This is a genomic window from Marinibacterium sp. SX1, assembly GCF_050389775.1.
GTDB lineage: Bacteria > Pseudomonadota > Alphaproteobacteria > Rhodobacterales > Rhodobacteraceae > Marinibacterium.
In genome coordinates this window covers 4,169,692-4,191,383 of the sequence record NZ_CP177144.1, presented here as the reverse complement: position 1 = coordinate 4,191,383, position 21,692 = coordinate 4,169,692, and the positions used below count along the sequence as shown (strand labels likewise).

Below are 21,692 nucleotides of genomic sequence, written 5' to 3'. Positions count from 1 at the left end.
GAAGGAGAGACCCGTTGCTGAGACTTGGAATTGACGTAGGCGGCACCAACACCGACGCGGTCGTGATGGATGGCGACAAGGTGCTGTCGGGCATCAAGGCACCGACCTCCGAGGATGTGACCACCGGGGTTGTCGCGGCCATGAACGGTGCGATCGAGGCGGCCGGGATCGACCGGGCGGCGATCGGCAACGTGATGATCGGCACGACGCATTTCACCAATGCCGTGATCGAACGCCGCCACCTGGCCCAGGTGGCCGCCGTGCGGCTGGGCCTGCCGGCCACGGCCTGCCTGCCGCCCACCGTCGACTGGCCCGAAGACCTGAAATACGTGGTCGACCGCCATGGCTACCTGGTGCACGGGGGCTATGAATTCGACGGCCGCGAGATCGCGCCGCTGGACGAGGCCGAGCTGATCCGCATCGCCGGAGAGGTGCGCGACAACGGGCTGAAGGCCATTGCCGTCACCTGTGTCTTCGGCCCGATCAACGCGGCGATGGAACAGCGCGCGGCCGAGATCTTTGCCGAACATTGCCCCGGCGTGCCGGTCGTGCTGTCGACCGAGATCGGGCGCATCGGCATCCTGGAGCGCGAAAGCGCGGCGATCATGAATGCCTCGCTGCTGGAACTGGCCGACAAGACCGTCACGGCCTTTGGCCAGGCGCTGCGGGATGCGGGGCTGGACTGTCCCTTCCATATCACGCAGAACGACGGCACGCTGATGGCGGCCGAGACGGTCAAGCGCTTCCCGGTGCTGACCTTTGCCTCGGGGCCGACGAACTCCATGCGCGGCGCGGCTTTCCTGACGGGCGTCAAGGAAGCCATCGTCGTCGATATCGGCGGCACGACCACGGATGTGGGCGCGCTGCACCTGGGCTTCCCGCGCCAGGCGGCCACGGTGGTGGACGTCGGCGGGGTGCGCACGAATTTCCGGATGCCGGATGTCTTCTCGATCGGCCTGGGCGGCGGTTCGCTCGTTGCCGAAGACGGCGCCAAGGTAGGTCCCCAATCGGTAGGATACCGCATCACGGAAAAGGCCCTCGTCTTCGGGGGTGACACGCTGACCACCACGGATATCGCGGTGGCCGGCGGCAAGGCGGCGGTGGGCGATGCGGAGCGGGTTGGCGCTTTGTCTTCGGATCTGGTCACCGCCGCGCTGAACACGATCACGACCATGCTGGAAAACGCCGTCGAACGCTCGCGCGTGTCGCCCGACCCGATCCCGGTGATCGCCGTGGGCGGCGGGTCGATCCTGATGCCCGGCACGGTCGGCGACCTGACGGTCATCCGGCCCGACAACTTTGCCGTGGCCAATGCCGTCGGCGCGGCCATCGCCCAGATCTCGGGCGAGGTGGACCGGGTCTTTGCCCTGGAAAACGGTCTGACCCGCGAGGATTGCCTGGCCCAGGCCGAGGCCGAGGCGACCGAAAACGCCGTGGCCGCCGGTGCCGCGCGCGACACGATCCAGGTCATCGAACGCGAAGACGTGCCGCTGGCCTACCTGCCGGGCAATGCCACGCGCATCCACGTCAAGGTCGTCGGAGAGATGGAGGCGACCCATGGCTGAAGCCGCAACGGTCAAGGACCTGGCCTATGATCCCGCCGACCTGTGGGTGCTGGATCACGACGACCTGCGCGCGCTGGAAATCGGCGCGGGCATCCTGGGCACCGGCGGCGGGGGCAACCCCTACATCGGCCGGCTGCGCGCCGAAGAGGCCATGCGCGAAGGGTTCAAGCTGACCATCCTGCCGCACCAGAAGATCGCCGATGACGCGCTTTGCGTGTCGCTGGGCGGCATCGGCGCGCCGGTCGTGGGCGTCGAGCGCATCCGCGAGGGCCGCGAGGGCCTGCGCTGTGTCCGCGTGCTCGAAGAGCACCTGGGCGTGACGGTCGATGCCGTGGCCTGCGAGGAGATCGGCGGGTCGAACTCGATGGAGCCGCTGATGGTCGGGGCCTTTGCCGGCCTGCCGGTCATCGATTGCGACGGCATGGGCCGGGCCTTCCCGGAAATGCAGATGACGACCTATTCGATCTACGGCCACCGCTCGACGCCTTCGGCCATGTGCGACGTGCACGGCAATGCCGTGGTGTTCCAGCACGCGGCCTCCGAGATCTGGCACGAGCGCATGGCCCGGGCCTGCGTGGTGTCGCAGGGCGGGGCATCGACCCTGGCTTCGGCGCCGATGCGCGGGGCCTTCATCAAGAAGTTCGGCATTCCCGACAGCTATACCCAGGCCATCAACCTCGGCCGGGCCGTGCTGCGCGCCCAGGCGGCCCATGACGACCCGATTGCCGAGATCTGCCGGGTCGAGAAGGGGCGCAAGCTGTTCACCGGCAAGATCACCGATCTCAAGCGCCACCTGCAAGGCGGGTTCGTGCGCGGCGAGGTCCAGCTGTCGGGCATCGACACCCACAACGGCGAAAGCGGGTCGGTGCTGATCCAGAACGAGAACCTGGTGTTCTTCCACGACGGCCAGATGGAATGCTGCGTGCCCGACCTGATCCTGGTGCTGGATGTCGACACGGGCGAGGCGATCACCACCGAGATGCTGCGCTATGGCCAGCGCGTGGCCATCGTGGCGCTGCCCTGCCACGACCTGCTGCGCAGCCCGCAGGCGCTGGATGTCGTCGGGCCGGCGGCCTTTGGCCTCGACCTGACCTTCACCCCGCTGAAGGAGGGCTGAGCCATGGGATACGATGTGACCGCCGAGGATCTCGATGCCATTGCGCTTGGCGGGGCCTTCCTGGGCACCGGCGGGGGCGGCGACCCTTATATCGGCAAGCTCATGGCCCGCAACGCGCTGGCCGACAGCGGGCCGGTCCGGGTGATCGATGCCGACGAGGTCGATGACGACACGCTCTGCGTGCCGGTCTTCATGATGGGCGCGCCGACCGTCATGGTCGAAAAGCTGCCCTCGGGCGACGAGATCCTCAAAGCGCTGGCCGAGCTGGAACAATTCCTGGGCCAGAAGGCCGGGGCGCTGATCTGTGTCGAGGCCGGCGGGCTGAATTCGACCATTCCCTATGCCGTGGCCGCCACCACCGGCCTGCCGCTGATCGACGGCGACGGCATGGGCCGGGCCTTTCCCGAGCTGCAGATGGTCAGCTTTACCATGCATGACATCGCCGCCACGCCCCTGGCGCTGGCCGATGACAAGGGCAATTCGACGGTCTTCTCGACCATCGACAACGCCTGGACCGAACGGCTGGCCCGGGCGGTCACCGTGCAGATGGGCGGCGCGGCGCTGGTCGCGGCCTACCCGATGTCGGGCGCCCAGATGAAGGCCTCGATCCTGCGGCGCACGATGACGCTGATCCGCGATATCGGCCAGACCATCCTGTCGTCGCGCGCCCGGTCGGAACATCCCGGCCCGGCCCTGCGCGGCAAGCTGGGCGGGACGCACCTGTTCACCGGCCGGGTCACCGATGTCGAACGCGCGACCACCGGGGGCTTTGCCCGGGGCACGCTGAAGGTGCGCGGCGTCGATGCCTTCCACGGTCAGGACATGGTCGTGCGCTTCCAGAACGAATTCCTCCTGGCCGAGACGGCCCAGGGCGAGGTCGTCTGTTCCACGCCCGACCTGATCTGCGCGCTGGATGCCGACATGGGCATGCCCGTGACCACCGAACAGCTGCGCTACGGGCTGATGATCGAACTGACCGGCGTGCCGTCCGACCCGCAATGGCGCACGCCCGCGGGCATCGCGCTCGCCGGGCCGGGCTACTTTGGCTACGACCACGCCTTTCACCCGCTGGGCGGGTGAGGGCACCAGTTTCGCCCGCCGGGCGGGCGAGGGGAAGGAGGCGCCCCCCAAGCTCTCCGACACAACAACAGGGACCAAAGATGACACTCACGAAACGTACCCTCGCGGCGTTGGCCGCAACCACGATGATGACCGCCCCGGCCCTGGCCGAGGTGGCGATCACCGTCAACGCCACCCAGGTCTTCGGCACGATCGACCCGGCCAAGGTCAACGATTACACCGAGTACATGGGCGCGGTGAACCTCTATGACGGGCTGACCACGCTGGACACCGACGGCGCCATCGTGCCCCAGCTGGCCGACAGCTGGGAGGTTTCCGACGACAACCTGACCTATACCTTCACCCTGAAGGACGGCGCGACCTTCCAGGACGGCTCGCCGGTCCAGGCCTCGGACGTGGTCTATTCGATCCAGCGCCTGCTGGCCCTGAACGAAGGCCCGTCCTACCTGTTCACCGGCCTGGTCGACCCCGCGGCGGTCACCGCCGTCGACGACAAGACCGTCAGCATCGGCCTGACCAAGGTCTTTGCCCCCTTCATCACCACGACGCCCCTGCTGCTGGTGCTGAACGAAGAGGCCGTCAAGGCCGCCTCGGGCGAGGAATGGGGCGAGGATGCCGTGGGTGCGGCCAGCTTCGGCGCCGGGCCCTACGGGCTGGCCAGTTGGAACCGCGGTTCGGAAATGGTGGTCGAACGGTATGCCGATTACCACGCCGGCTGGGACAAGGGCACGCCGATCGACACGATCCGCTTCGTGATCACCAACGACGAGGCCACGGTCAAGGCCCTGGCCAGCTCGGGGGAACTGGCGTTCTCGGCCAATGCCCATGCCAACGAGACCTTCGAGGCCATCGCCGCGATGGACAATTACCGGGTCGAGGAAATCCCCACGGCAACGGGGTTCTACATCAAGATGAACACCAAGGTCGCGCCGACCGATGACGTCCATGTCCGCCGGGCGATCCAGTATGCCACCGATTACGACACGATCCAGTCGGTCATCTACCCCGGCGCGCCGATGAACGGCCCGATGGCCCCGGCCTTTGCCGATGCCTATGCCTCGGATCTGCCGGCCCCGGAATACAGCCTGGAAAAGGCTGCCGAGGAACTGGCCAAGTCGAAATATGCAGGCCAGGACCTGACCATCAGCCATACCTACGTGGCGGGCCTGTCCTTCGAGGAAGACATCGCCCTGCTGATGCAAGCCAATCTCGAAGCCATCGGCATCACGCTCGACCTCAAGCCCGAGCCCTGGAACCGCATCACCGAACTGGCCGGCGCCGCCGAGACCACGCCGGCGACCACCCAGGTCTTCAACGGCCCGTCCTATCCTTCGCCGGATTCGGTGTTCTACGTGCAATACCATTCCGACAGCGCCGGCACCTGGGCGTCGATGGAATGGCAGCAGGATCCCGAGATCGACGCCCTGATCGATGCTTCGCGGGCCACCACCGACGTGGCCGAGCAGAACGCGATCTACAAGGAGATCCAGGTCAAGCTGCATGAAAGCGCATCCGACGTCTACATGCTGGTCCAGCAGAAGCGCCACGCCATGAGCGAGTGCCTGCAGGGCTATGGCTTCAAGCCGATGATGAGCTGGGATTACGATTTCTCGACCATGTACTGGACCTGCGACTGACCTCTTCCCGCAGGACGTACCGAACGCCGCCCGGGTCATCATGGCCCGGGCGGTGCCGTTTCGGCCGGCCGCCCGTAGGGTGGGGTTTACCCCACCGCCCGGCCCGTCCGGCCGCCTGGCGGCACGCGGGGGCGGGGGGGCGCGGCCGGGCCGGTCGGACGGTCGCCGGACTTTGCACCATCCGGTGCAGTTGTGGAAATATTACGCAGATCAAGGGGGTTGCGCGACGTGGCCCAGCGGCTAAGGTGGTCGCCGCCCGGGGCCGGGGAGGCCATGGGCCATCGGGAGGAGACACCATGAAGAGTATTCTGCTTGGCGCCGCCATCGGCGCCCTTGTTGCCGGCACGGCCGTGGCCCAGGAAAAGATGCGCATCTCGCTGCAGCTGCCCCTGACCAGCCACCTGGGCGAAAACCTGTCGCTGTTCGAGAAAGAGGTCGAGGAGCGCACCGGCGGCGCCATCGATGTCGAGATCTACGACAGCGCCACGCTCTACAAGGACAAGGAAGTGCCCGCCGCCGTCGGCTCCGGCGCGATCGAGGCCGGGGTGGCCTCGCTGACGCGCTATGTCGGTGACGCGCCGGTGGTCGACGTGTTCTACATGCCCTTCCTCTTCAACACCGAAGACAAGGTCCGCGCGGCCGTGGCCCAGGGCAGCACCGTGCGCGACACGATCGAGACGGCCGTGGCCGAGACCGGCGGCCAGATCCTCTACTGGCAGGCCTATGGCGGGGCGATCCTGCTGTCGCAGGGCGGCCCGATCACCCGGCCCGAGGACCTGGAAGGCAAGAAGGTCCGGGTCTTCGGCAAGACCCTGGGCGATTTCGTGACCGCCGCGGGCGGCGCGCCGACGCTGATCTCGGGATCGGAACAATACCTGGCCTACCAGCGCGGCACCGTCGACGTGGGCATGACCGGCGTGTCGGGCGTCAAGTCGCGCAAGCTGTGGGAGGTCATGGACACGATCACCGTGACCAACCATGCCGACATCGAATTTGTCGTTGTCGTCAACACCGACTGGTGGAACGGCCTGTCCGACGAGATCCGCGCCCAGATCACCGAGGCCGCGGCCGTGGCCCAGGAAGACGTGCGCGACCGCATGTCCCAGATCGAGGCCGAGGCCTATGCCGCGGCCGAAGAGAACGGCATGACCATCGTCGAGCTGTCGGACGAGGACCTGGCGGCCTGGAAAGAGGTCGTCCAGCCGGTCTACGACAATTACGTCGCCGCCTCGGGCGAGGCCGGCCAGGGCATCCTGGACAGCCTGGGCGACTGACGCCGCCGCACGCTCTCCGGCGGGCCGACACGCGCCCGCCGGTCGATCTTTCCGGGGCGAGTTGCCCCATTCCCGGCTCGTGTCTGAGGCCCCCATGTCATTGATTTCACAAGTGTCCCGCCTGGCGGGCATGCTGGGCGCGGTGCTTCTGGCCGCGACCGGCGCGATGCTGACCTACGAGGTCGTCGCCCGCTATTTCTTCACCCGCCCGACGATCTGGGCGGCCGAGCTCAGCCAGCTCTGCCTGATCTGGGGCTGCCTGCTGGCCATGGCCCATGTGCTGGCCCTGCGCCACCACATCACGGTCAATGCCGTGACCGGCCTGTTGCCCCGCCCGGTCCAGAGGGCCTGCGTGGCCTTTGCCCTCGTCTTCGTCTTGGTCTTTTCGCTGATCGTGACCTGGTACGGCTGGGACATCTTCCATGAAAGCTGGGTGCGCGGGCGCACCACCGGGTCGATCCTGGACCTGCCGGCCTGGGTGGCCGAATTGTCGGTGCCCGTGGGCTTTGCCCTGCTGTCGCTGCAGGCCCTGGCCGAACTGGCCGGCCTTCGCGACGGCACAACCGTGACCCTGGGGAGCAGCCACGAATGACCGTCATCCTGATCCTTCTGGCGCTGTTCGCGCTGCTGCTGCTCGGCGTGCCCGTGGCCTTTGCCCTGGGCGGGCTGGGGCTTGGCATGCTCATGCTGGGCGGGTTCTCGCCCCTGATGGCCCCGCAGGCCGTGCTGTCGACGCTGGACGGGTTCATCCTGCTGGCCGTGCCGCTGTTCCTGCTGATGTCCAACGTCCTGCTGAAAGGCGGGGTGGGGCGCGACCTCTTTGCCGCCGTGCAGGCCTGGGTCGGGCACTGGCCCGGCGGGCTGGCCGTGGCCACGATCCTCAGCTGTGCGCTCTTTGCCGCGATTTCCGGCTCGTCGGTGGCCACCGCCGCGACGATCGGCACGGTGGCCATCCCCGAGATGATCAGCCGGGGCTATGACCGGCGCTTTGTCTACGGCCTGCTGGCCGCCGGGGGCACGCTGGGCATCCTGATCCCGCCGTCGATCCCGATGATCGTCTACGGCTTTGTCACCGAGCAATCGGTCATTGCGCTCTTTCTCGGGGGCATCGCCCCGGGCATCGTGCTGATCGCGCTCTTTGTCGTGTTTTCGATGCTCTACAGCCGGTTCTCGCAGGCCTACACGCCCATGGCCCCGGCCAGCTGGCCCGAGCGGGTGCAGGCCACCAAGCGCGCGCTGCCCTCGCTGGCCCTGGCCCTGCTGGTCATTGCCGGGCTCTACTCGGGGGCCTTCACGCCGACCGAAGGCGCGGCCGTGGGCTTTGCCGCGGCGCTGGTCATCACGACCTTCTGGCTGCGCTCGCTCAGCCTGGCCGATTTCTGGGCCGCCGTGCGTGAAAGCGCGCTGACCACCGTGGCCATCCTGCTGATCATCGCCGGGGCCAAGGTCTTCGGCAAGGCCATCGCGCTCTATCGCATCCCCCAGGATGTCTCGGCCTTCCTGGCCCAGACGTTCGACGGGCCGCTGGGTTTCATCGTGGCCGTGTCGGTCGTGCTGGTGCTGATGGGCCTGGTCTTCGAGGCCATGTCCATGATCCTGATCATGACGCCCGTGCTGCTGCCCACCGTGCTGGCCCTGGGCTTTGACCCGGTCTGGTTCGGCATCTACATGGTCATCATGGTCGAAATCGCCCTGATCACCCCGCCTGTCGGGCTGAACCTCTATGTCATCCAATCCGTGGCCCGAACCTCGCTGGCGCAGGTCGCCCGGGGGGTCTGGCCCTTCCTTGTCCTGATGCTCGTGACCGTTGCCGCGCTTTATGCCGTGCCCGATCTCGCGCTTTATATCCCGTTCAAATGGTGAGACCCATGACCGTTGCCGACAATCTCCGCGTCCTGCTGGCGCAGGAGGAGTGCCACACGATGCCCTGCTGTTTCGATGCCCTTTCGGCCAAGCTGATCCAGCAGGAAGGCTATCCGCTGACCTTCATGTCGGGCTTTGCCACCTCGGCCAGCCGGATCGGCGCGCCCGACCTTGGCCTGATGAGCTATTCCGAGGTGCTGGACCAGGCCCGCAACATCACCGATGCCATCGACATTCCGCTGATCGGCGACGGTGACACCGGCTATGGCAACGCGATGAACGTGCGCCGGACGGTGTCGGGCTTTGCCAAGGCCGGCTGTGCCTCGGTCATGATCGAGGACCAGCTGGCGCCCAAGCGCTGCGGCCATACGCCGGGCAAGGCCGTGGTCACGCGCGAGGAAGCCTTTGACCGCATCCGCGCGGCGGTGGACGAGCGCAGCGCCCTGCGCGAACAGGGGCAGGACATTTTGATCCTGGCGCGCACCGATGCCCGCCATGAACACGGGCTGTCCGAGGCCATCGAACGGGCGGCGCGCTTTGCCGAGCTGGGCGCCGACATCCTGTTCGTCGAAGCGCCCAAGGACGTGGCCGAGATGCGCCGGATCTGCGACGAGCTGCCCGGGCCCAAGATGGCCAATATCGTCGAAGGTGGCGAGACGCCCGACCTGACCAATGCCGAGCTGCGCGACATCGGCTATTCGATCGCGGCCTATCCGCTGTCGCTGATGGCCTCGGCCATGCAGGCCATGGTCACCACGCTGCGGGCCATGCGCGAGGACCGGCGCCCCGGCCAGATGGATTTCACCGAGCTGCGCCAGCGCATCGGCTTTGACGATTACTACGAGATGTCGGAAACCTACGCCTCGTCGCGCCGCAGCTGATGGCCGGGCCGGCGGGACGGACGCGCGCTGCCCCGGGCAGCGACGCCCCGCCCGCCATCCCGCAGCTCACGCGCCTTCGAAGCCTTCGAGGACGTTGACCGTGTTGATGCCCACGGCCTCGATGGCATAGCCGCCTTCCATGCAGAAGACCGTCGGCAGGCCCAGCCCGGCGATACGCCGACCGGCATCGGTGAAATCGGGGCTGTCGAGCTTGAAGAAGCTGATCGGGTCGTCCTTGTAGGCATCCACCCCCAGCGACACGACCAGCGCCTCGGCCCCATGGGCGCGGATCGCGGCAATCGCGGTGTCCAGCGCCTGGCTCCAGGTGGCATAGGGCGTGCCGGGGGCCATCGGCAGGTTCAGCGTGGCACCTTCGCCCGCGCCGCTGCCGGTCTCGTCGGCATAGCCCAGGAAATAGGGAAAGGCATCTTCGGGCGCGCCGTGCAGCGAGGCGAAGAACACGTCGTCGCGGGCGTAGAAGATGTCCTGGGTGCCGTTGCCATGGTGGAAGTCGATGTCCAGTACGGCCACCCGCCCGGCGCCACCCGCGCGCAGGGCCTCGGCCGCCAGCGCCGCGTTGTTGATGAAGCAATAGCCGCCGTACATGTCGGCCGTGGCATGGTGGCCGGGCGGCCGGCAGAGCGCAAACGCTCCGCGGGCGCCGCCGATCACCGCCCGGGTCGCCGATTGCGCACAGGCCGCCGAGCCGAGCGCGGCCTCCCAGGTGCCATTGGTGATCGCCGTTTCGGCGGCCAGGCAGTAATAGCCCGCCTTGCCGTCGATATTGCGCGGGGGGCGGGCCGTCTGCATCCGCCGCACGGGGAAGGACGCGGCGATGATCTCGCCCCGGAAGCCTTCGGCAACCCATTGATCCCAGGCCGTTTCCAGGAATTCCAGGTAGCCCGGATCACAGAGCGCGGCAATCGCCGCCCGGTCGGGCGCATCGGGCGCCACGATATCGGTCAGGCCCCGGTCCTTCAGCCGGTTCAGCACGTATTCCACGCGGCTGGGGCGCTCGAACGGGGTGACAAGCTCGCCGCCGTTCAGCTCGCCCTGGGGGAAATGGCGGCGGTGGGTTTCGGAATGGAAGATGCGCATGTGTCGTGTCCGGATGGTCTGAACTGGCGGCGAGCCTAGCGCAAATCGCCGCGGGGGCCAGCGGTTCGTCATGGGGGCGGGGCAGAATTAACCCTTTGATAAGGTCCTGGGTCCAGACTGGGCGCAACGGACGCAGGGGCCGGGCACGGGGTGTGTCGGGCCGGGCGTTGATCGGGCCGGAAACGGGTCTCCATCTGGCGCGGATCTGCTGCGGGTCTGGCCCGGATCGGGCGGGGAAGGGTTGGACGGGACATGCTGGACGGATGGAAGGAGCTGTTCCTGTCGGATGTCTTCATGCCCCATGGCATGTGCCTGCTGTGGCGGCCCGACCTGCTGGCGCTGCACGGGCTGTCGGATGTCATGATCGCGCTGGCCTATTTCACCATCCCGCTGGTCATCCTGCGGGCCGCGCGCCGCCGGCCGGACCTGGTCGATGCCAAGGTCGCCCGGCTGTTCGCCGCTTTCATAACCGCCTGTGCGCTCAGCCACCTGGCCGGGCTGGTCACGCTGTGGCTGCCGATCTACGGCCTCCAGGGGCTGATCAAGGCCGCCACGGCCGTGGTGTCGGTCTATACGGCGGTCGAGCTGGCGCGCCTGTTGCCGGCCTTCCTGACGATGCCGTCACGGGCCGATCTTGCCGCCCGGGACGAGGCCCTGCAAAGCAGTCGCGTGGAATCCCGTCGGGTGCGCGAAGCCAATGACAAGCTTACGGAATTTGCCCATATCGCCTCGCATGACCTGCGCGCGCCGATGCGCGGCATCGCCAATCACGCGCGGTTCCTGGCCGAGGATCACGGCGCCCATCTGCCCGAGGATGCGCAGCGCCGGCTGACCCGGATGCAGGACCTTTGCCGGCAGATGGAACACCTGATCGTCACCCTGCTGGATTTCTCGCGGATCGGGCGCGACGAATCGGACGGTACCGTCGATCTGGCCGCCGTCGTGGACGAGTTGCGCGACCAGATGGCCGAAACCCTGGCCGAAAAGGGCGCCAGCCTGGTTATCGACACGCCCCTGCCGATGGTCCGGGGCAGCGCGGCGGGCCTGTCGACCGTGCTGGGCAACCTGGTGGTCAACGGTCTGACCTACAACCGATCCGATACGCCGGCGGTCCATATCGGCCATCTCGACCGGGTCGAGCAGGGCGGGCGCTGGCTGCGCGACGTGATCTACGTGTGCGACAACGGCATCGGCATTCCCGAGGCCCAGCAGGAACAGGTCTTCCGCATGTTCAAGCGCCTGCACCAGCCCGAGGAATTCGGGCCCGGAACGGGGGCAGGGCTGGCCTTTGTTCGGCGTGTCGTCGAAAGCATCGGCGGTCAGGTCGTGCTGAAATCGGCGCCGGGAGAAGGCGCGACCTTCTACATCGTGCTGGCGCCCGACCCGGCGGAATCCACTGACGCCGGCGCCATGCCCGGCCTGGCTCAGGGAGCCTGAGCGGATGGGCGAGCGGGTGCGGAACAGGGCGAAACCAGCCACCTCGGGGCGGCGGCTGTGGATCTGGCTGGCCGCCTTCCTCGCCGTGGCGATCTATGTGCCGGCGGCCGTGTCGCTTCTGGACCTGCGGGCCCGCTATCGGTCGGACATGGGGCTGCTCACCCGGCAACTGCCTGAATTGCTTCTCGATTTCGAACGGGCCATCGGCTATTCCGGCTTTATCCACGATTTCAAGAATGCCGTGCTGCGCGGCCATGAGCCGGCCTATGCCGCCGCCGCCCGGCTGCGGTACGACGAGGCCCTGCGCGCGCTGGTGGCTCTCGAAGGGCTGGCCGTGGATGTCGGGCTGAACATTCGCTTGGGCGCCCTGCGCCGGACCCTGGCCGATTACCGCCGGGCGCTGATCCTGGTCGAGGAAGGCCATCGCGCCGGCTTGCCGATCGCCGAGATCGACGCCCGCGTGCGCATTCCCGACAGCGCCGCCGCCGCCGGCCTGGCCGAGGCCCATCATGCCATATCCACGGCCCTGCTCGGCCGGGCCAATGCCCGACGGCGCGACATGATGGTGCTGCTCGGCCTTGTGTCGACCCTGCTGCTGTTGCTGCCCGGCACGGTCATCGTGCTGATGTGGGCGGGGCTGCGCGACAAGGGTCGGCGGATTGCCGAAATCGCCGGGTTGAACCGGGTTCTGGATGATCAAAATGCCAGATTGCATAAGGCAAACAACGACTTGCACATGACCAACAACAAGCTGAACGAATTCGCCCACGTGGCCGCCCATGACCTCAAGGCGCCGATCCGGGGGGTGGCCAACCATGCCAGCTTCCTGGTCGAGGACCATGGCGACGACCTGCCCGACGCGGCCCGGCGGCGGCTGGCGCGGATGCAGGATCTCTGCGGCCAGGCCGAGGCGCTGACCGATACCCTGCTGGCCTATTCGCGGCTCGATCCCGACAGCGGCATCGAGGATGTCGATCCGGCCAGCGTCATCGGTACGATCCGCGACCGGTTGGCGAATCTCTTGGAGACCCGCCGCGGGCTGGTGGCCATCGACACGCCGCTGCCGCCGATCCGGGGCAACCCGGCTGATGTGGCGACCGTGCTGGGCAACCTGATCGCCAATGGCCTGACCTATTCCGATGCCGTCCGGCCCGAGGTGCACCTTGGCTTTGCGCCCCGGGTCAGCGTCGGCGGCCAGGTCCTGCGCGATGTCTTTTATGTCCGCGACAACGGCATCGGCATCGCCCCGGAATTCCACGAGGATGTCTTTCGCATGTTCAAACGCCTGGTGCAGCCGGGGGAATACGGGCCCGGCACCGGGGCCGGGCTGGCCTTTGTCCGCCGCCTGGCCGAGGCGCGCGGCGGGGGCATCACCCTGCAATCGGCGCCGGGGCAGGGCAGCACGTTCTACATCGATTTCGGGCCCCATGACGCGGTCATTCCGCCGCCGGCCGACGGGCTTGCCGAGGTGCGACATGGCTGAAACGGCGGTGCAGCAGGACATCCTGATCGTCGAGGACAATGACGACGATTTCGAAGCGGCTGAACGGGCGCTGATCCGCAAGCGCGGCATCGACAACCCGATCCGCCGGTTCCGCGACGGGGCCGAGGTCTGGGATTACCTGACCGGGTCCGGCCGGTTCCAGGGGGCGGGCGCCGCCCGGCCGCCGGGGCTGGTGCTGCTGGATCTCAACATGCCCGGGCTCGACGGGCGCCAGGTGCTGGCCCGGATCAAGGCGCGCGACGACCTGGCGCGGATCCCGGTGGTGATCATGACCACCTCGGTCGACCAGCGCGATGTCGACCGATGTTATGCCGAGGGCGCCAATACCTACATGCGCAAGCCCGTGTCCTGGCAGGAATTTTCCGATTCGATGGCCCAGCTCTACGATTACTGGTTTCGCTATGCGCTGCGCCCGAAATGACCGGCCCGCCAGGGTCGCCCGACCAGAGCAAGGGGGATGGGATGCGCCTTCTGATCGTCGACGACAACGAGGATGACCGTGACATGCTGCGCCGGGCGGTGGCCCGCATGCCCGACCCGCCGGTGCGCATCGACGAGGTGTTCGGGCTGGACAAGGCGCTGGACTGGCTGGACCCGGTGGCGCGCAGCGATGTTGTCCTGCTGGATTATTCGCTGCCCGGCTGCGACGGGATGGAGGCGCTGAACGCGATCCATGACCGGGCGCCCTTTGCCGCCGTGGTCATGGTGACCGGCCAGGGCAACGAGGATATCGCCGTGCGGGCCATGCGCTGTGGTGCCCAGGATTACCTGACCAAGGGCAACATCACGCCCGAGGGGCTGCACCGGTCGGTGACCAACGCGCTGGAACGCGCGGCCATGCAGCGCGAGATCGACGATCACCGGCGCAACCTCGAAACCTTTGCCCATGTGCTGGTGCATGACCTGCGCGGGCCGTTGCAGACGATCCGCGGCGCGATCGAAATGCTCGAAGAGGACCTGCCCGCCGGGATTGCCGCCGAAATGGCCGAGGTCATGGGATTCATCACTGGCGGTGCCGCGCGGATGGAGGCGCTGATCCTGTCGCTGCGCAGCTATACAAGGATCGACTTGGCGCCGCCGCAATTCGGCCCGGTCGACCTGGGCGATGCGCTGGACATGGTCTGCCGGACACTGGCCGCCGAGTTGGACGCCGCCGGGGCGGAGGTGTTCTGTGACGGGGCCTTGCCGAACATCCGGGGCGACAAGCCGCAGATCGAACAGCTGTTGCAGAATCTCGTGGCCAATGCGGTGAAATACAACCGCTCCGACCGGCCCCGCGTGCATGTGTCGGCCGAGCCGGTCGAGGGTGGATGGGAGCTGGCGGTGTCGGACAATGGCATCGGCATCGACCCGGCCCGCGCTGCCGAGATCTTTGAGCCGTTCCGCCGGTTGCACCGATCCGAGGAATTTGCCGGCACCGGGTTGGGCCTGGCCACCTGCCGCAAGATTGCCGACCGTCACGGCGCCCGCATATGGTGCGAAGGCCGACCCGGGGTCGGGTCGACCTTCATCGTGCATCTGCCCGCGGCCGAAGCCCAGGCGGCCGGCCCGATCAGTGAAGCCGGGTAAAGGTGCGCCCGTAATTGGCCAGCTCGTCGGTAAAGCGCCAGATCTCGAGGCATTGGGTTTCCAGCAGGTCCAGCGCCTCGGGCGAGGGCAGCAGCCCGTTGACGTGGCAGCTGCGGATAAAGCTGATCTGGCGGTACATCGTGCGCAGCCGGGGGCGCAATTCCCCGATGCAGCCGTTGGACATGCCCGTCACGATGCAATCGGCCACATGGGCCAGCTGATCCCGCCCGACGGTTTCCGCCAGCGCATCGCTCAGCGCGTCATAGACCGTTTCGCGCAGCCGTTCGGCCGTCAGCTGCCCCTTTTCCAGGTAATTGGCACAGCCGGCCTTCATCGCCCGCACCACGGTTTCGCTGTCGTCGCGGGCCGAGACCATGACGGCCGGCGTGTCCCGATGCCGGGGGTGATGGTGCAGCAGGTCCACCGCCTGCACCCCGTTCCAGGCCCCCATGTTGTTGTCGACGAAGCAGATGTCAAAGACACCGCCATCCAGCGTCTTGCGAAACTCGGCCTCGTCGGCGCAGGCCTGAACATTGATCGACGGGCCCAGCTTGCCGGCCAGCCGCGACAGGTTGCGCCTGTCAAAGGCCTCGTCATCGACGAGAACGATGTTCAGTTCGAATTCTGTCGCGGCCCCAAGGCCGCCGGTCTCTTCGGCTTTCCCCATGGTTGTTCCCCTGTTCCACCAATAGGCAAGTCTAGGGGGCAAAGCCTTACAAAGGGTTAAGCCGTGGCCGCCTGGCGCAGGGTCTGCCCGGCCGGGGCCAGCGCCGGGTTGCCGTTGATGTAGTCGTCGAAATGCACGATCGTGCCATCCGCCCCGCCCAGCACCACGGCCATCTGCGCCGGCCCGGTCAGGTGCGGCACGGGTTCGTCCGGGTCCAGCATGGCCTGCACGGAATAATGCCCTCCGGCGATGGTCGTGAAGGGGATGCCGTGCCAGATCGCCGTCGAGGTATAATGCACATGCCCGGCAATGACTTGGCGGATATCCTTGTGGCGGCTCAGCACCCGGGCAAAGGCCGTGCCGTTCTGCATCAGGATGCGGTCGACCCGGGTCATCAGCGGGTTGGCATGGTGATGGGTGATCACGATGACCGGCCGGTCGGCCGCCTGGTCCAGCCGCTGGCCCAGCCAGTGCAGCTGTTCCGGTTCCAGCCGCCCGGCCGGATCGCCGGTGATGGCGCTGTCGAGGATGATCACGCGATAGCCCTTGAGATCCAGACACTTGTCGACAAAACCGGTCTCGGCCCGGTGGCGTTCGCCAAAGACGGCCAGGAAGGTATCGCGGTCGTCATGGTTGCCGATCGTCATCTCGATGGGCACCTTGGCCCGGACGATCTGGTGCTTCAGCCGCTCGTAGGCGGCCTTTTCGCCCAGGTCGACAAGATCGCCGGCCAGCACGCACAGGTCGGCATCCGCATGCATGCGGTTCAGCCAGTCGATGCCCTGCACCAGCCGGTCATGGGTATCCAGCCCGTGCGACAGCACGCCCTTGGGGCGCAGGTGCAGGTCACTGAGAACGACGATCTTGAGCATGTTAACTCCCGTGGCAAACCCCCGGCCAGGGGCAACATGGTTTCGCCCCGGAGGGGCGACAATTTTAAATCCCCGGAGGGGCGACAATTTGAAGTCCCCGGAGGGGCGACAAACGAAAGCCCCGGAGGGGCGATTGGGTACAGCCCCGGCAGGTGCGCTAGACAAATGCACAGGCCCGGCTGCCGGTTCCCGCCGTGGCCGCGGGACGGCGGCTTGTCGCCGACCGCCCGGCCCAAACGCAAAGGGCACCGCCAAAGCGGTGCCCCTGCAAACCGTGGAAACAGCCCGGCCTCAGGCCACTTCGGGCGCGGTTTCCAGCAATTCCACCCCGGCCATGGCCGACATCTGCTCTTCGGCCCAATTGCGGATATCCTGCTTGCGCACGATCTCGCGCAGCGCCTTCATCCGCCCCAGCCGGTCATCGGTCGACATTTCCAGCGCCTGGGCAATGGCGCTGTCCATCGAACGGTAGGAAAACGGGTTGGTCAGCACGGCCGAGCCCATCTCGACCGCCGCGCCGGCGAATTCCGACAGCACCAGCGCGCCGTCGCCATCGGTGCGCGCCGCGCAATATTCCTTGCAGACCAGGTTCATCCCGTCCGCCAGCGGCGTGATCCAGGCCACGTCGGCCGCCCGGTAATAGGCCACCAGGTCCTCGAAGGGCACGGCCCGCGACACCAGCGTGATCGGCTGCCAGTCGAGAGAGCCAAAGCGCCCGTTGATCCGGCCCGTTGTCGCCTCCAGGCTTTCCTGGATCTCTTCATAGACCGTCATGTTGCGATTGGCCGGCACCGACACATGCATCAGCTGCACCTTGCCGCGCAGGTCGGGCCGCGTCTCGATCAGCCGCTCAAAGGTCTCAAGCTGCTCGATCCCGCCCTTGGTGTAATCGGTCCGCCCGACCGACAGCACCAGCTGCGCCTCGCCCAGCCCTTCGCGGATCTTGCGTGCCCGGGCGCGGGTCTTCTCGGTGCCGGCCAGGGTTTCGATGTAATCCACATCCACCCCCACGGGCGAGGCCTGCAACGTGACCTTGCGGCCTTCAAAGCTGATCTCGGTGGGCACCGATTGTTCCGACAGGGCCGTGGCCTGCGACGACATCTCGGGCTTGACCTTCTCGCGCTTGGTCACGTCGACCTCAAGCAGCGAGCGCGCGGCCGAGACGAAGTTGTTGACGTAACGCGGGATGTGAAAGCCCACCACGTCGGCGGCCAGCAGCGATTGCAGGATCTCCAGCCGCCAGGGCAGCACGTTGAAGATGTCGGCCCCGGGGAAGGGCGTGTGGTGGAAGAAGGAAATCTTCACGTCCGGCCGCAGCTGGCGCAGGTAGCCCGGCACCAGCCAGAGGTTGTAATCATGAACCCAGACCACCGCGCCTTCGGCCGCTTCGGCGGCGGCGGCCTCGGCAAAGGCCCAGTTGACCTCGCGGAAGGTCGGCCAGTCGACGGGGTCGTAATTGTAGCGCTCCTTGAACCCGTGCAGGATCGGCCAGAAGGCTTCCTTGGACGAGACATGGTAGAAGCTGCTGACCTGTTCCTTGGTCAGCGGCAGGCGCGAGACGGAATACTTGCCGAACTTGTCCTCGATCTCGACCACCCGTTCGAAATCGGGGTTCGACGGATCCTCGGCCTCTTTCCAGGCCACCCAGGCGCCGCTTTCGAACCGCCCGAAGAAGGATTTCAGCGTCGGCACGATGCCATTGGGGGATTTGTTCTCGCGGTAGACGGTCTTGCCGTTTTCGACAACCTCTTCATAGGGTTGGCGGTGATAGACGATAACCAGGTTCGAGGGCATGTCAGCTGCCTTTCGGAATGTCGTGAAGGGAATGGGCGTCGATCGCTTCCAGGATGCCGGCGGCGCCATGGGCGCGGGCCTTGTGCACATGGGCCAGCGGGCCGACGCGGGCCATCAGGGCCTCTTCGGAATTGCCGACCGCCACGGCGGGCAGGCCGCATTCCAGCATCGACAGGTCGTTGAGCGTGTCGCCGGCGACCAGCACGCGGTCTTCGGGGATGCCCAGGTGTTCGACCAGCCGGCGGATCGACGGGCCTTTCGACACGCCGCGCGGCAGCACGTCGAAATAGCGGTTGTCCGAGATCAGCCAGTCGAGCCCCAGCGCCTTGACCTTTTCGCAGGCGCTGTCGTCAAAGCTGTCGCGGTCGAGGTCATAGCTGACCCGGTAGCGGAAGGCCGTGGGTTGCAGGCGCAGGCCCGGGTGGCCGTCGAGCACCTCGCGCACGCGGGGGCCGTGATCGGCCCAGCGGGCGGCAATGTCCTCTTCCAAGGTCGGGATCGGTTCGATGCCGCCGTTGCCGGTCACATGGGCGATGGTCGTGCCGACGTCGCCGACCACGTATTCCGGCCAGGGCAGGCCGTTTTCGCGGCACATCTGCATGATGAATTCCGGGTCGCGTCCGGTGACAAAGATCAGCCCGATGGTGAACCGGTTGGCCTCGATCCAGTCATAGAGCACCTGGCGCGCTTCGGGCGTGCCGCCCAGGAAGGTGCCGTCGAGGTCGGTGGCCAGGGTGAAGCGGCGCTCCGCGATGGCGGGGCGGGCGGGTTGCATGACGTTCATGGGATCAGCTTCCGAATTGCAGGGTCATCGTCGGTTCGGGATGGGCCAGGGACAGGTCCAGCGCCCGGGGCTCGGCCTCGATCGGCCGCGACCACAGCGCGTTGAAACTGGCCTCCAGCGCCGCGCCTTCGTGCAGCACGGCATGGACCGTCTCGCAGATCGGCATCGACACGCCGATGCGCCGGGCCAGGTCGGTGACCGACACCGCGTTGACCTCGCCTTCGACCACCACGTTGCGCCCGCCAAAGCAATCGGCCCGGGCCAGGCCCTGGCCCAGCTGAAAGCCCAGCGACATGTTGCGCGAGGTCGTCGACGAACAGGTCAGCGTCAGGTCACCCGCGCCCGACAGGCCCGTCACCGTCTCGCGCCGGCCGCCCAGGGCCTCGGCCATCAGCTTCATCTCGTCGGTGCCCCGGGTGATCAGCGCCGCCCGGGTGTTCTCGGCAAAGCCCGCGCCCGACAGCATGCCGCAGGCGATGGCGATGACGTTCTTCACCGCGCCGCCCACCTCGACGCCGATCAGGTCGTCGGACACATAGGGCCGGAACCCGCCGCCCGACAGCGACATGGCCATGCGCGCGGCCGGAGAGTTCTCGGGGTTCAACCGGTCTTCGTAGCGCCATTCAAAGGCCACCGTGGCGGCCGTCGGATGATCCAGCGCGGTTTCCCGGGCAAAGGTCGGCCCCGAGATCGCGCCGACCGGATGGCCCGGCAGCTCCTGTCCCACCACTTCCGACAGCAACAGCCCGGTGCCCCGTTCGATGCCCTTGCAGCACAGCGCCACCGGCACGCCCTCGGCCAGGTGCGGCCGCGCCGCCCGACACATCTCGCGCAGCGACGACGAGGGCGTGACCAGCAGCACGGCCTCGGCCGCGACCAGCGCATCGCCCAGGTCGGAGGTTGCGGTCAGCCCCGCGGGCAAAAGGATGTCGGGCAGGTATTCGGCGTTTTGCCGGTCGGCGTTGATCCGGCGGGCCAGGTCGTCCCGGCGGGCCCAGATCTTGGTCGCGTGGCCATTGCGGGCCAGCACCATGGCCAGCGCCGTGCCCCATGAGCCGGAGCCCAGCACGGCAAGGTTTCGGTAAGGGATGGGGGAGCTGTTCAGGGTTCCTTCGGGGATCGGTCCGGCCTCTCGGGTTGGTGTCAGGTCAGACCGGCGGGGCCAGGCCCCGCCGGTCGAAGTCGCGAAATCCAGCCGGGGCCTGATGGTCCCGACGCTGGGTCAACGCGCGCGCGCGGGATCGGTTCCGCCGCAGCGCAACATTTTTCCCGCGCACCCGCAGAAACCCGCCCATGTCCGCCCTGTCCGCATGTCCGCGCGGCCGCCGGTCACGGCGGACAAGCCCGGCCCCCCCGTTTCGGCGCGCCGGCCCCTTCGCCCGATTGCGCGGCCCGCACCCGGCCTGCTACCAATTGCCCAACCCCAAGGAGCATAGCCATGACCGGCACCATCCCCGGCCCCGACGGCCGCCCGCGCTGCGCCTGGTGCGCCTCGGCGCCCGAGTTCTTTGCCTATCACGACGCGGAATGGGGCTTTCCCGTGGGGGACGATATCCGTCTCTTCGAAAAGCTCTGCCTGGAAAGCTTTCAGTCCGGCCTGTCCTGGCGCACCATCCTGGCCAAGCGCGAGAATTTCCGTGCCGCCTTCGACGGGTTCGATTTCCGCAAGGTTGCCACCTATGACGACACGGATGTCGCCCGCCTGCTCGGCGACGCGGGCATCGTCCGTCACCGTGGCAAGATCACGGCCGTCATCAACAATGCCGTCCGCTGCTGCGACCTCGTGGCCGCCGAAGGGTCCCTGGCCGCCTATGTCTGGCGGTTCGAGCCCGATCCGGCCAGCCTGGCCATCCCGCAAAGCGCCTCGACCTCCGAGGCTTCGGTCGCCCTGTCCAAGGACCTCAAGAAGCGCGGCTGGCGCTTTGTCGGGCCGACGACGGTCTATGCTTTCATGCAGGCCATGGGGCTGATCAACGACCATGCCACGGGCTGCGCCCTGCGGGACCAGGCCGCCGCCGCCCGGGCCGCGTTCACGCCCCCGGTCTGACCGGGGCGCATCGCGGGCGGCGGATGTGGTTGCGCCCGCCGGCGCGACCGGCCAAGACTGGGGCCAGGAACAACCGGGAAGATGCCATGAAAGCCCTTCTGCCCATCGGCCTTGTCGCGGGGCTTGCCCTCGCCGCGGCCTGCACCCAACCGTCCGAGCCGCAAGGCGCGCTGCTCTTTGCCGAGAATTGCACCTCGTGCCATGGCCTGTCGGCCCGGGGCGACGGGCCCCTGGCGCAGGACTACGGCATCGACGTGCCCGACCTGACCCTGATCGCCGCGCGCAACGGGGGCACCTTTCCGATGACCCGAGTCATGTCGACGATCGACGGGTTCACCCGGGTCCAGCACGGGGACGTGGTCATGCCCGAGTTCGGCGCCATCCTGGCCGACGGGCCGGTCGTGTCCTACGATGCCGGGGATGGCGTGCTGACGCCCACGCCCGCGCCGCTGGTGGCCCTGGCCGAATATCTCGAAAGCCTGCAACGCACCGAGTGACGTCCC

20 protein-coding genes are annotated in these 21,692 nt (G+C 67.4%); 14 read left to right on the top strand and 6 right to left on the bottom strand.

Translation table 11 applies throughout. The annotated features are described in order from the left end of the window. The first annotated feature begins 14 nt into the window (after window positions 1-14). From ACK3BB_RS18955 to ACK3BB_RS18920, 8 genes are all read left to right on the top strand, one after another. Window positions 15-1,565 (top strand): hydantoinase/oxoprolinase N-terminal domain-containing protein, encoded by a 1,551-nt coding sequence (locus ACK3BB_RS18955; protein ID WP_428926204.1) that lies wholly within the window; start codon window positions 15-17, stop codon window positions 1,563-1,565. Continuing rightward, a complete protein-coding gene (locus ACK3BB_RS18950; protein WP_428926203.1) occupies window positions 1,558-2,682 on the top strand; it encodes a DUF917 domain-containing protein in 1,125 nt (374 codons plus the stop codon). Before ACK3BB_RS18955 ends, ACK3BB_RS18950 begins: the two co-directional genes overlap by 8 nt. 3 nt (window positions 2,683-2,685) lie before the next feature. Then, window positions 2,686-3,762, top strand: a complete 1,077-nt coding sequence (locus ACK3BB_RS18945; RefSeq protein WP_428926202.1) for a DUF917 domain-containing protein — start codon at window positions 2,686-2,688, stop codon at window positions 3,760-3,762. Window positions 3,763-3,842: 80 nt separating this feature from the next. Beyond that, on the top strand, window positions 3,843-5,399 hold the full coding sequence (locus ACK3BB_RS18940; RefSeq protein WP_428926201.1) for an ABC transporter substrate-binding protein: 1,557 nt from the start codon (window positions 3,843-3,845) through the stop codon (window positions 5,397-5,399). Between the two features lie 296 nt (window positions 5,400-5,695). Continuing rightward, the gene (gene dctP / locus ACK3BB_RS18935) at window positions 5,696-6,673 is read left to right on the top strand and encodes a TRAP transporter substrate-binding protein DctP (protein WP_428926200.1); all 978 of its coding nucleotides are present in this window, start codon (window positions 5,696-5,698) and stop codon (window positions 6,671-6,673) included. A 94-nt stretch (window positions 6,674-6,767) separates the two neighbouring features. Continuing rightward, a complete protein-coding gene (locus ACK3BB_RS18930) occupies window positions 6,768-7,265 on the top strand; it encodes a TRAP transporter small permease (RefSeq protein ID WP_428926199.1) in 498 nt (165 codons plus the stop codon). Further along, the gene (locus tag ACK3BB_RS18925; RefSeq protein ID WP_428926198.1) at window positions 7,262-8,536 is read left to right on the top strand and encodes a TRAP transporter large permease; all 1,275 of its coding nucleotides are present in this window, start codon (window positions 7,262-7,264) and stop codon (window positions 8,534-8,536) included. Before ACK3BB_RS18930 ends, ACK3BB_RS18925 begins: the two co-directional genes overlap by 4 nt. Before the next feature lie 5 nt (window positions 8,537-8,541). Beyond that, on the top strand, window positions 8,542-9,417 hold the full coding sequence (locus ACK3BB_RS18920; protein WP_428926197.1) for an isocitrate lyase/PEP mutase family protein: 876 nt from the start codon (window positions 8,542-8,544) through the stop codon (window positions 9,415-9,417). Between the two features lie 66 nt (window positions 9,418-9,483). Here ACK3BB_RS18920 and ACK3BB_RS18915 read toward each other — a convergent pair whose 3' ends face one another. Further along, on the bottom strand, window positions 9,484-10,515 hold the full coding sequence (locus tag ACK3BB_RS18915; protein ID WP_428926196.1) for a histone deacetylase family protein: 1,032 nt from the start codon (window positions 10,513-10,515) through the stop codon (window positions 9,484-9,486). 252 nt (window positions 10,516-10,767) lie between these two features. Between ACK3BB_RS18915 and ACK3BB_RS18910 the strand changes: the two genes are divergently transcribed. From ACK3BB_RS18910 to ACK3BB_RS18895, 4 genes are read left to right on the top strand one after another with little or no spacing between them, the layout of a single operon-like run. Continuing rightward, window positions 10,768-11,952: a sensor histidine kinase gene (locus ACK3BB_RS18910; protein ID WP_428926195.1), complete on the top strand. Its 1,185-nt coding sequence runs from the start codon at window positions 10,768-10,770 to the stop codon at window positions 11,950-11,952. Between the two features lie 4 nt (window positions 11,953-11,956). After that, a complete protein-coding gene (locus ACK3BB_RS18905) occupies window positions 11,957-13,435 on the top strand; it encodes a sensor histidine kinase (RefSeq protein ID WP_428926194.1) in 1,479 nt (492 codons plus the stop codon). Continuing rightward, window positions 13,428-13,877 (top strand): response regulator, encoded by a 450-nt coding sequence (locus tag ACK3BB_RS18900; protein WP_428926193.1) that lies wholly within the window; start codon window positions 13,428-13,430, stop codon window positions 13,875-13,877. The genes ACK3BB_RS18905 and ACK3BB_RS18900 overlap by 8 nt, the downstream gene beginning before the upstream one ends. A gap of 41 nt (window positions 13,878-13,918) precedes the next feature. Then, window positions 13,919-15,025 carry a sensor histidine kinase gene (locus tag ACK3BB_RS18895; RefSeq protein ID WP_428926192.1) on the top strand — a complete coding sequence of 369 codons (1,107 nt, stop codon included), beginning with the start codon at window positions 13,919-13,921 and terminating at the stop codon, window positions 15,023-15,025. Here the strand turns inward: ACK3BB_RS18895 and ACK3BB_RS18890 are convergent. The 5 genes from ACK3BB_RS18890 to ACK3BB_RS18870 all read right to left on the bottom strand — a co-directional run bounded on the left by ACK3BB_RS18890 (window position 15,009) and on the right by ACK3BB_RS18870 (window position 20,211). Beyond that, a complete protein-coding gene (locus tag ACK3BB_RS18890) occupies window positions 15,009-15,692 on the bottom strand; it encodes a response regulator (RefSeq protein ID WP_428926191.1) in 684 nt (227 codons plus the stop codon). The genes ACK3BB_RS18895 and ACK3BB_RS18890 overlap by 17 nt on opposite strands. Before the next feature lie 56 nt (window positions 15,693-15,748). Then, on the bottom strand, window positions 15,749-16,564 hold the full coding sequence (locus ACK3BB_RS18885) for a metallophosphoesterase (protein WP_428926190.1): 816 nt from the start codon (window positions 16,562-16,564) through the stop codon (window positions 15,749-15,751). A gap of 291 nt (window positions 16,565-16,855) precedes the next feature. After that, window positions 16,856-18,358, bottom strand: coding sequence for a glucosylglycerol-phosphate synthase (gene ggpS / locus ACK3BB_RS18880; RefSeq protein ID WP_428926189.1), 1,503 nt, complete (start codon window positions 18,356-18,358; stop codon window positions 16,856-16,858). Between the two features lies 1 nt (window position 18,359). Continuing rightward, on the bottom strand, window positions 18,360-19,142 hold the full coding sequence (locus ACK3BB_RS18875; RefSeq protein WP_428926188.1) for an HAD-IIB family hydrolase: 783 nt from the start codon (window positions 19,140-19,142) through the stop codon (window positions 18,360-18,362). A 4-nt stretch (window positions 19,143-19,146) separates the two neighbouring features. After that, a complete protein-coding gene (locus tag ACK3BB_RS18870) occupies window positions 19,147-20,211 on the bottom strand; it encodes an NAD(P)H-dependent glycerol-3-phosphate dehydrogenase (protein WP_428926187.1) in 1,065 nt (354 codons plus the stop codon). 369 nt (window positions 20,212-20,580) lie between these two features. On the opposite strand from ACK3BB_RS18870, the gene ACK3BB_RS18865 reads away from it, so the two are divergent. Next, window positions 20,581-21,189, top strand: coding sequence for a DNA-3-methyladenine glycosylase I (locus tag ACK3BB_RS18865; protein ID WP_428926186.1), 609 nt, complete (start codon window positions 20,581-20,583; stop codon window positions 21,187-21,189). An 86-nt stretch (window positions 21,190-21,275) separates the two neighbouring features. Then, the gene (locus ACK3BB_RS18860; protein ID WP_428926185.1) at window positions 21,276-21,686 is read left to right on the top strand and encodes a c-type cytochrome; all 411 of its coding nucleotides are present in this window, start codon (window positions 21,276-21,278) and stop codon (window positions 21,684-21,686) included. Window positions 21,687-21,692 lie beyond the last annotated feature (6 nt).